This window comes from Micromonospora saelicesensis (assembly GCF_900091575.1).
In the GTDB taxonomy this organism is placed as follows: domain Bacteria; phylum Actinomycetota; class Actinomycetes; order Mycobacteriales; family Micromonosporaceae; genus Micromonospora; species Micromonospora saelicesensis.
Map to the genome: position 1 here is coordinate 102,165 of NZ_FMCR01000011.1, position 9,444 is coordinate 111,608.

Genomic DNA, 9,444 nt, shown 5'->3' on the forward strand with positions numbered 1-9,444 from the left:
CGGGCGGAGGTGACCGTGAGCGGCGGCCCGGGTGACGCGAACGCGAACGCCGGTCGTCGGTCGGTCGGTCGGCGTGCCGCCCACCCCCGCCACCTCGGCGGTATGAGCGGGATCACAGCCGGTGTTGTCACGACCCGGCCCGGCCCACCCGTCGTACCGGCGTCGGACCGATCAGGAGGTAGTCGTGCAACGGATGAACCCGGCCGAGGTCGCACCGCAGGCGTACAAGGCCGTCATGGGGTTGGAGAAGTACGTCCAGACGAACGTCGACCACACCGTGCTGGAACTGGTGAAGCTGCGGGCGTCGATGATCAACGGGTGCGCGTACTGCGTGGACATGCACAGCCGGGACGCGCTCGCCGGCGGCGAGTCGAGCCAGCGGCTGTTCGCGGTCGCCACCTGGCGGGAGGCGCCCTTCTTCGACGAGCGGGAGCGGGCCGCGCTGGCCCTCACCGACGCGGTCACCCGGCTCGGCGAGCACGGGGTGCCGGACGAGGTGTGGAATGACGCCGCGAAGGTCTGGTCGGAGAAGGAACTGGCCGACCTCGTCATCGCGATTGCCACAATCAACGTGTGGAATCGGATCGGGGTGACGATGCGGCTGGAGCCTCCGGCCCAGGCGTGACCACCGAGGCGGCAGCGGAGGCGGCCGGTGCGCTCGAGGCGCACCGGCCGATGCTGCTTGGGCTCGCGTACCGCCTGCTCGGCAGCCGGCACGACGCGGAGGACGTGCTCCAGGAGGCGTACCTGCGCTGGCTGGGTGTGGACCGGGCCCGGGTCGAGGAGCCGCGCCGGTACCTGTCCAGGGTGGTCACCCGGTTGGCCCTGGACCGGCTGCGCGCCCGGCAGGCGGCCCGCGAGACGTACGTCGGGACCTGGCTGCCCGAGCCGGTGCCGACCGCGCCCTCGCCGTTCGGGCCGTTGGACCGGGTGGAGCTACGCGACTCGCTCTCCACGGCGTTGCTGCACGTCCTGGAGCGGCTCACCCCGCCGGAGCGGGCGGTGTACGTCCTGCACACGGCCTTCGACCTGCCGTACGCGGAGATCGCCGAGATCCTGGACCGGTCCGTCGCCGACTGTCGGCAGCTGTACCACCGGGCGACCGCACGGGTACGGCAGGAGCAGCGTCGGTTCACCGCCAGTCGCCCGGAGCGGGAGCGGCTGCTGAACGCGTTCCTCGCCGCCGCCCGCGACGGTGACCTGGCGAGGCTCACCGACCTGGTGGCCGCCGACGCCACCGCGTGGAACGACGGCGGCGGTCGGGCGCGGGCCGCCCTCAACCCGGTCACCGGCGCGGACCGGATCGCCCGGTTCTACGCCGGGGTCTACGGCCCGCGTCACCGAGTGGCGATGGATCCGGTCGAGCTCAACGGGGAACCGGCGATGCTGATCACCCGCGCGGACGGCAGTCGGTACACGCTGACCATCGCCGCGGCCGACGGACGGATCACCGGGATCTACGTGGTCGGCAACCCGGCGAAGGTGCCGGCGCTCGGCTGAACCCGGACCTCGGCGGTCGGCCCCGGGCCGGTGGGCGTCAGCCCAGCTCGGGGAACCAGAGCGCGATCTCGCGCTTGGCGCTGTCCGTGGAGTCGGAGGCGTGCACCAGGTTCTCCCGGTTGGACAGCGACAGGTCACCCCGGATGGTGCCGGCGGCGGCCTTGCGTCCGTCGGTGGCGCCGACCAGCCCGCGGACCACGTCGATGACCTGGTCGCCGGAGAGCACCAGGGCGACCAGCGGGCCGCCGGTCATGAAGTCCTTCAGCGGCGGGTAGAACGCCTTGTCGACGTGCTCGGCGTAGTGCTCGTCGGCGAGCGCGGCATCCATCGTCCGGTGCACCATCGCGTCGATCCGCAGCCCCTTGCGCTCGAAGCGGGAGAGGACCTCGCCGACCAGGCCGCGGCGAACCGCGTCGGGCTTGATCAGAACGAGGCTGCGCTCATCCGGGCTGTTGCTGGACACGCTGGGTTCCTCCTGTACGCGCTGAACGCTCGGGATCGGTACGGTCAGCCTAGCGACCCGGTCCCGGCGCCGGCGCGGCGGCCGGTCTTTCCCCCGGTGGCCGATCCGGCCTAGCCTGGTCCTGACCCCGGGAGGTCCACTGTGGCGAATGGCGGGAACCGACCCATCGCGCCGGTACGCAAGCTGATCGGCGCGGTGCTGGGCACCGTGGCCACGTTCGTCGTCCTGTTCGGGCTCGGCATGACGAGTTGGGCCATCGTGGCTCTCGGGGTCGCCCTGCTGGTGCTGGCGATCGCGCTGGCGACCGTACGCGGCGGCGGTCGCACGTGGGTCGTCGGCGTCGGGCACGTGCACAGCGCCTCCGAACCACCCACCCAGTACGCGTTCGGCCGCTGCGAACTGCAACTGGTGATTGACGCCCCTGGCCTGCCGCCGCGGTCCAAGAAGATCATTGAGCCCAGGGTGCCGGTCTCCAAGTGGCCGTCGCTGGGCCAGACCCTGCCGATCCGGGTCGCCTTGGACGACCAGCGGCACGTCAAGGTCCTCTGGGACGAGGTGCCGACCCATGCCGAGACCGCCGCTGCCGTCGCCGATCTTCCGCCGGAGTTCGCCGACGCGGAGGCGATGGACGAGCTGTTGATCCAGCAGGACGCGCCGCCGTGGGCCGACCGCGCACCCGACGACGACTTCCGCGACGACTTCCGGGACCCGGTCGGTGACCCGTTCCGCGACCCGCTCGGTGACCCGCTGGGCACCGACCCTTCGCGCGACGACCTCCGTCGCGACGACCCGGGCGTCATGCCCGAGGAGCGCGAGCCCGTGGTGATGCACCAGAGCCCGGGCGGTCCGGTGGTTCTGGAGGGCGTCGTCGTCGAGCCGCAGTCCGGTGGGCTGCCCCGACGGGCGACCACTCCGGCACCGCGCCCGCCCGCCGAGGAGCGCTTCGACGAGCCCACCGCCGACCGGTTCGACGCTTCGGATGAGAGCGGCACGACCGCCCCACCCGCCGAGGACCCCGTCGACCCGCCCGGCGCGCAGCGCTTCGAGCAGCCCGGCGCGCGGCGCTTCGACCCACCGCCCGCGCAGCGGCCCGGCCCGGGAGCGGCCGACCCGTTGGACCCACTCGATCTTCCGCTGGACGATCCCTCCCCGGCCGGGGCCGCAGGCACGACCGTGACCGACGAGGAGCTGGACCAGGCGATCTTCGGGTTCGAGGCCGGCTCGGCCGCGGACCCCGCCGCGCCGATCAGCGGTGTGGGTCTCACCCTGCTGGTCACCGACCTGCCCCGGTCGCTCGGCTTCTACCGCGACGTGCTCGGCTTCAGCGAGGTCGACCAGGGTGCCCACAACGCCGTCCTGGCCTCCGGGACGACCCGGATCGTCCTGCGCGAGGTGACCGGGGCGGCGCCCATCAGCCGCAGACTCGTGCACGTCAACCTTGAGGTGAGCGACATCGAGGCGGCGTACGAGCGCTTGCGCGAGTCGGGCGTCCGCTTCACGTACGCGCCCCGGGTGGTCAACCGGGGCACCAAGCTGGAGGTGTGGGCGGCGGCCTTCCGCGACCCGGATGGCCACGGCGTCGCGCTCACCCAGTGGCGCGAACGCGCCGACGCCTGACCCGGCCCGCCTTCGGACGGCGCCCGCCGGGTCCGGCGTCAGCCGAGAATGACGCGGCGAACGTGCAACGCGTACGCCCAGACCAGGGCGAAGATGATGCCCAGCCCGAGCAGCGACCAGTGCAGCAGACCGCCCAGCAACAGCAGGCCCTGGAGCACGGTGCCGGCGTTCCAGGCCCACTGGCGACGCATCATGCCGGCGAGCACCACGGCGGCGACCGCCAGTGCCACCACCGCACCGATCGCGGCGCCGCCGAGGTCACCGCCGACCACCCGGATCGGCTGGATCGCCAGCAACAGCACCAGCGCCTCCAGGCTGAGCGTGCCAGCACCAAGACCGCGTACCGCCCGCTCCGGGTTGCGCAACCCGGAGCGTCGCGGCTGCCCGGCCGTGGGCTCCTCCCCCACCGGCTGCTCGACCGGCGCGCCGGTCGGGTCCTCGGTGGGGTGCGGGTCCCGCTCCGAACTGGTCATCGCTTCAGCAGCCGGCGCGCGTCGGCGACCGTCACCACGGACCCCGTGACCAGCACCCCGACCCCGCTCAGCTCACCGGGGACGTCCTCCTCGGCCATCGCCACCGCCAGCTCGATCGCATCCGGCATCTCCTCGGCCGAGGCCACCCGCTCCTCGCCGAAGATCTCGGCGGCCAGCGCGGCGAGTTCCTCCGTCGGCATCGCCCGTGGCGAGGTGTTGCGGGTGACCACCACCTGGTCGACCACCGGCTCCAGCAACTCCAGCAGCGCTTCCGCGTCCTTGTCGGCCAGTACGCCGATCACGGCCACCAGCTTGCTGAACGCGAACTCCTCCTGGAGCGCGGTGACGGTGGCCTTCATGCCGTGCGGGTTGTGCGCACCGTCCAACAGGATGGTCGGGGCGTTACGGACCCGCTCCAGCCGACCCGGGGAACTGGTCGAGGCGAAGCCCTCCCGGACCGCCTCGATGTCCAGCTGACGTCGAGCCCCCGCGCCCAGGAACGCCTCCACGGCAGCGAGCGCCATGGCCGCGTTCTGCGCCTGGTGGGCACCGTGCAGCGGAATGAACACGTCGTCGTACACGCCACCCAGCCCCTGGAGGGTGAGCACCTGACCGCCGACCGCGACCGCCCGACCCAGCACGCCGAACTCGCCGCCCTCCCGGGCGATGGTGGCCCCGACCTCGGCGCAGCGTTCGAGGAGGGGACCAGCGGCCTCCTCCTCCTGGGCCGCCGAGATCACGGTGGCCCCCGGGTGGATGATGCCGGCCTTGGCCAGCGCGATGTCCTGGAGCGTGTCACCGAGCCACTCGGTGTGGTCCAGCCCGATCGGGGTGATCACACAGACCCCGGCCTGGAGAACGTTTGTGGCGTCCTCGGCCCCGCCGAGGCCGACCTCCACCACCGCGATGTCGATCGGCGCGTCGGCGAAGGTGGCGAACGCCAGCGCGGTGGTCATGTCGAAGTACGTCAGCGGCTCGTCCGACCGCGCGTCGACCAGCTCGGCCAGCGGTTTGATCTCCCGGTACACCGACGCGAACCGTTCCTCGCTGACCGGTTCCCCGTCCAGGCTGATCCGCTCCCGGACGGTCTCCAGGTGCGGGCTGGTGTACCGCCCGGTGTGCAGCCCGTGCGCCCGCAACAGCGAGTCGATCATCCGCGCGGTGGAGGTCTTGCCGTTGGTGCCGGTCAGGTGGATCGCCGGGTACGCCCGCTGCGGGCTGCCGAGCAGGTCGAGCAGCGACTCGATCCGGTCCAGCTCGAAGACCATGCGGGTGAAGCCGCGGGCGTTCAGCTCGGCTTCGACGGCGGCGAAATCGGTACGGTCGGTCACGAGGGCAGTGTCTCCAGAGCAGCGTCGATCCGGACCAGGTCGGCCTCGGCGGTGGCGAGCCGGTCGCGGATCTTCGCGACCACCGGCTCGGGGGCCTTGCCGATGAAGGCAGGGTTGTCGAGCTTCGCCCGGGCCTGCGCGACCTCCTTCTCGGCTGCCGCGCGGTCCTTCGTCAGCCGGGCCCGCTCGGCGGCGACGTCGATCGACCCCCGGGTGTCCAACGCGACACCGACGGCGCCGGGCATGGCCAACGTGGCGCTGGCCTGGAAGTCGTCACCGGCCGGATCCAACCGGACCAGCGAACGGATCAGCGGCTCGTGGGCAGCGATACCCGCGCCGGACAGCCCGTCCAGGCGGGCAGCCACCCGCTGCGTGGGGCGCAGACCCTGGTCGGAACGGAACCGGCGGATCTCGGTGACCACCCGCTGCACGCCGACCAGCTCGGCCTCGGCGGCGTCGTCGACCAGCGACCGGTCGGCCACCGGCCAGGCGGCGGCCTGCACCGTCTCGCCGCCGGTCAGCGCGAGCCACAGCTCCTCGGTGACGAACGGGATGACCGGGTGCAGCAGCCGCAGCAGCTGGTCGAGCACGTGCCCGAGCACCCGGCGGCTGGCCTCTGCGCGCTCACCACCCTCGGCGAGCACCGGCTTGCTCAGCTCGACGTACCAGTCACAGACGTCGTCCCAGGCGAAGTGGTACAGCAGGTCGCACACCTTGGCGAACTCGTACGCCTCGAACTGCTCGTCGACCTCGGCGGTGACGTGCGCCAACCGGGACAGGATCCACCGGTCGACGGTGGAGAGCTGCTCGGTGGGGGGCAGGTCCCCCGTGGTGTGCGCGCCGTTCATCAGTGCGAACCGGGTGGCGTTCCAGAGCTTGTTGCAGAAGTTGCGGGAGCCCTGGCACCACTCCTCGCTGACCGGGACGTCCTGGCCGGGGTTCGCGCCCCGCGCCAGGGTGAACCGGGTGGCGTCGGCGCCGTACCGGTCGATCCAGTCCAGCGGGTCGACCACGTTGCCGAACGACTTCGACATCTTCTTGCCGAACTGGTCGCGGACCATGCCGTGCAGCGCGACCACGTCGAAGGGCGGCCGGCCGTCCATCGCGTAGAGGCCAAACATCATCATCCGGGCGACCCAGAAGAACAGGATGTCGTACCCGGTGACCAGCACGCTGGTCGGGTAGAACTTCGCCAGGTCCGGGGTCTGCTCGGGCCAACCCAGTGTGGAGAACGGCCACAGACCGCTGGAGAACCAGGTGTCCAGGACGTCCTCGTCCTGGTGCCAGCCCTCACCGGTCGGCGGCGCCTCGTCGGGGCCGACGCAGACGATCTCGCCCGCCGGGCCGTACCAGACCGGGATGCGGTGCCCCCACCACAGCTGGCGGGAGATGCACCAGTCGTGCATGTTGTCGACCCAGGCGAAGTAGCGCTTGGCCAGCTCGGCCGGCTCGATGCGCACCCGACCGTCGCGCACCGCGTCACCCGCGGCCTGGGCCAGCGGGGCGGTGTTGACGAACCACTGCAGCGACAGCCGCGGCTCGACGGTGGTCTTGCACCGCGAGCAGTGCCCGACCGCGTGCACGTACGGGCGCTTCTCGGCGACGATCAGGCCCTGCTCCCGCAGCGCCGCCACGATCGCCGGTCGCGCCTCGAACCGGTCCAGCCCCTCGAACGGGCCGGGCACGGTGATCACACCACGCTCGTCCATCACCGTCAGCGCGGGCAGGTCGTGCCGCTGGCCGATTTCGAAGTCGTTCGGGTCGTGCGCCGGCGTCACCTTGACCATGCCGGTGCCGAAGGACGGGTCGACGTGCGCGTCGGCGACGATCGGGATCCGGCGGCCGGTCAACGGCAGCTCAACCTCGGTGCCGATCAGGTGCTGGTAGCGCTCGTCGTCGGGGTGCACCGCCACGGCGGTGTCGCCGAGCATCGTCTCGGCCCGGGTGGTGGCCACCACGACCTCGTCGCTGTAGCGGATCGAGATCAGCTCGCCGTCGTCCTCGGTGTGCTCGACCTCGATGTCGGAGAGCGCCGTGAGGCAGCGCGGGCACCAGTTGATGATCCGGTTGGCCCGGTAGATGAGGCCGTCGTCGAAGAGCTTCTTGAAGATCGTCTGGACGGCGCGGGTCAGCCCCTCGTCCATGGTGAAGCGCTCGCGGTCCCAGTCGACGGAGTCGCCGAGGCGGCGCATCTGGCCGAGGATGGCGCCACCGGACTCGGCCTTCCACTGCCAGACCCGCTCGACGAACTTCTCCCGGCCGAGATCGTGCCGGGACAGCCCTTCGGCGGCGAGCTGACGCTCGACCAGGTTCTGGGTGGCGATGCCGGCGTGGTCCATACCCGGCAGCCACAGCGCCTCGAAGCCCTGCATCCGCTTACGCCGGGTCAACGCGTCCATCAGCGTGTGCTCGAACGCGTGGCCCATGTGCAGCGAGCCGGTGACGTTCGGCGGCGGGATGACGATGGTGAAGGGGGGCTTGTCGCTGTCGGCGGAGGCCCGGAAGTGCCCGCCGGCTACCCACTGCTCGTACCGTCGCTGCTCTACCTCACCGGGCTGGTACTGGCCGGCAAGGGTCGGGGCGTCGGGGCGTCGGGCATCCAGTCTCTCGGTCACCGGACAAGTCTACGGAGGGCTCTCGCAGACCTGACGTGCGCCACCTGCCGTTCGCGTACGGTGTCGGCTATGTCCGACGCACATCTCACCGAGCGGTCGCGCGACGGCGGCCGCGAGCCGGTCGAGCTGACCGAAGAGCCGATCCAGCTGAGCACCCGGGACTCCGGAGGCGACCCCGACGAGCGGTCCAGCGGTTGGTCACGCCGCCGCAAGATCGGTTGGACGGTCGCACTGGTGGTTGGTCTCGCCGGTGCCGGCGTGCTTGGTGTCGGTGGGTGGCGGGTGGCGCAGCAGAAGGACACCCAACTGGCCTCACCCGATCGGGTGGCGGGTCTGACCCGCGACGACAGCGAGCGGGCGAAGAGCACGGCCGACTATCTGCGCAACGGTCTGGCGGCGAACATCGAACTGGACCGCAGTTTCGGCACGGTCTACCGCGACCCCGCCGACGACAAGCGCTCGGTGCTCATCTTCGGGGGTACCACCCTGCTCTGGCAGCCGGAACGGGACCTGGACAGCCTCTTCCGCCTGATGTCGGACGAGACCGGTGCGGTGAACGGCCTGCGGGAGCTGCCCGCGGGTGATCTCGGAGGGGTGCTGAAGTGTGGCAGCACCAGCGGCGAGGGTGGGGACTTCGCGGTGTGCGGCTGGGCCGACCACGGCAGCGTCGTCATGGCGATGTTCCCGGGCCGGTCGGTCACCGACGCCGGCGGCCTGCTGCTCAACCTCCGCGACGGCATGCAGACCCGAGACTGACAGGCACCGCCGGCCGCTCCCCCTGGACCCACCGGCCCGCCCGCCACCAACCCACCTGGGCCACCGAGCCGCCTGGACCGCCGAGCCGTCTGGACCACCGAGCCGTCTAGGCGAACGACCACCAGGACCGCCGGGTCGGACCGCACGCCGTCCGGTCAGCACGGCTGCCACAGACCGGGGGGACCGGAGTATCCCGTCCCTCCCCGCGTCGCCGCCGATCCCCAGCACCACAAGATCGCGCAACATCCTGGATGTAGTGGTGTCCGCACGCCGTGAGACCACTACATCCTGGTTCGAGCGTGACCTTGATACGTAGGAGAGGGAGACGCAGAAAAGGCCACCCCGTTGGGGGTGGCCTTTTCTGAAAGATTGTCCGGCGGCGTCCTACTCTCCCACACCCTCACGAGTGCAGTACCATCGGCGCTGGAGGGCTTAGCTTCCGGGTTCGGAATGTAACCGGGCGTTTCCCCTCCGCCATGACCGCCGTAACTCTATGAACATATCAAACAACCCCGGCACACAAACACGGGTGTTCGCTTGTTCAGAGTTGCACAGTGGACGCGTAGCAGCTTAGTAGTCAAGTCCTCGGCCTATTAGTACCGGTCAACTGAACCCGTTACCGGGCTTACATTTCCGGCCTATCAACCCAGTCGTCTAGCTGGGGGCCTTACCCCACAAAGTGGGTGGGA

The 9,444-nt window shown here is 71.0% G+C and carries 8 protein-coding genes and 2 rRNA genes; 4 read left to right on the forward strand and 6 right to left on the reverse strand.

Annotation, left to right across the window (positions count from 1 at the left end; translation table 11 throughout):
- The first annotated feature begins 193 nt into the window (after positions 1-193).
- The gene (locus GA0070561_RS32845; protein ID WP_208603902.1) at positions 194-625 is read left to right on the forward strand and encodes a carboxymuconolactone decarboxylase family protein; all 432 of its coding nucleotides are present in this window, start codon (positions 194-196) and stop codon (positions 623-625) included.
- Positions 622-1,500, forward strand: coding sequence for an RNA polymerase sigma factor SigJ (gene sigJ / locus GA0070561_RS32850; protein ID WP_091409965.1), 879 nt, complete (start codon positions 622-624; stop codon positions 1,498-1,500). Before GA0070561_RS32845 ends, sigJ begins: the two co-directional genes overlap by 4 nt.
- A 37-nt stretch (positions 1,501-1,537) precedes the next feature.
- Here sigJ and ndk read toward each other — a convergent pair whose 3' ends face one another.
- Positions 1,538-1,963: a nucleoside-diphosphate kinase gene (gene ndk, locus GA0070561_RS32855; RefSeq protein WP_091409968.1), complete on the reverse strand. Its 426-nt coding sequence runs from the start codon at positions 1,961-1,963 to the stop codon at positions 1,538-1,540.
- A gap of 141 nt (positions 1,964-2,104) precedes the next feature.
- Here ndk and GA0070561_RS32860 point away from each other — a divergent pair, with 141 nt between their 5' ends.
- Entirely contained in the window at positions 2,105-3,580 is a 1,476-nt protein-coding gene (locus tag GA0070561_RS32860; RefSeq protein ID WP_091409972.1) for a VOC family protein, read from the forward strand.
- 38 nt (positions 3,581-3,618) lie between these two features.
- Here GA0070561_RS32860 and GA0070561_RS32865 read toward each other — a convergent pair whose 3' ends face one another.
- From GA0070561_RS32865 to GA0070561_RS32875, 3 genes are read right to left on the reverse strand one after another with little or no spacing between them, the layout of a single operon-like run.
- Positions 3,619-4,053: a DUF4233 domain-containing protein gene (locus GA0070561_RS32865; RefSeq protein WP_091409976.1), complete on the reverse strand. Its 435-nt coding sequence runs from the start codon at positions 4,051-4,053 to the stop codon at positions 3,619-3,621.
- Entirely contained in the window at positions 4,050-5,384 is a 1,335-nt protein-coding gene (locus GA0070561_RS32870; RefSeq protein ID WP_091409980.1) for a bifunctional folylpolyglutamate synthase/dihydrofolate synthase, read from the reverse strand. Before GA0070561_RS32870 ends, GA0070561_RS32865 begins: the two co-directional genes overlap by 4 nt.
- A complete protein-coding gene (locus GA0070561_RS32875) occupies positions 5,381-7,999 on the reverse strand; it encodes a valine--tRNA ligase (protein WP_091409984.1) in 2,619 nt (872 codons plus the stop codon). The genes GA0070561_RS32870 and GA0070561_RS32875 overlap by 4 nt, the downstream gene beginning before the upstream one ends.
- A gap of 69 nt (positions 8,000-8,068) precedes the next feature.
- On the opposite strand from GA0070561_RS32875, the gene GA0070561_RS32880 reads away from it, so the two are divergent.
- Positions 8,069-8,755, forward strand: a complete 687-nt coding sequence (locus GA0070561_RS32880; protein ID WP_091409987.1) for a hypothetical protein — start codon at positions 8,069-8,071, stop codon at positions 8,753-8,755.
- A 371-nt stretch (positions 8,756-9,126) separates the two neighbouring features.
- On the opposite strand, the gene rrf is transcribed toward GA0070561_RS32880, so the two are convergent.
- Both rrf and GA0070561_RS32890 read right to left on the reverse strand, forming a co-directional pair.
- A 5S ribosomal RNA gene (rrf, locus tag GA0070561_RS32885) occupies positions 9,127-9,243 on the reverse strand.
- 85 nt (positions 9,244-9,328) lie between these two features.
- A 23S ribosomal RNA gene (locus GA0070561_RS32890) occupies positions 9,329-9,444 on the reverse strand; the annotation flags it as partial.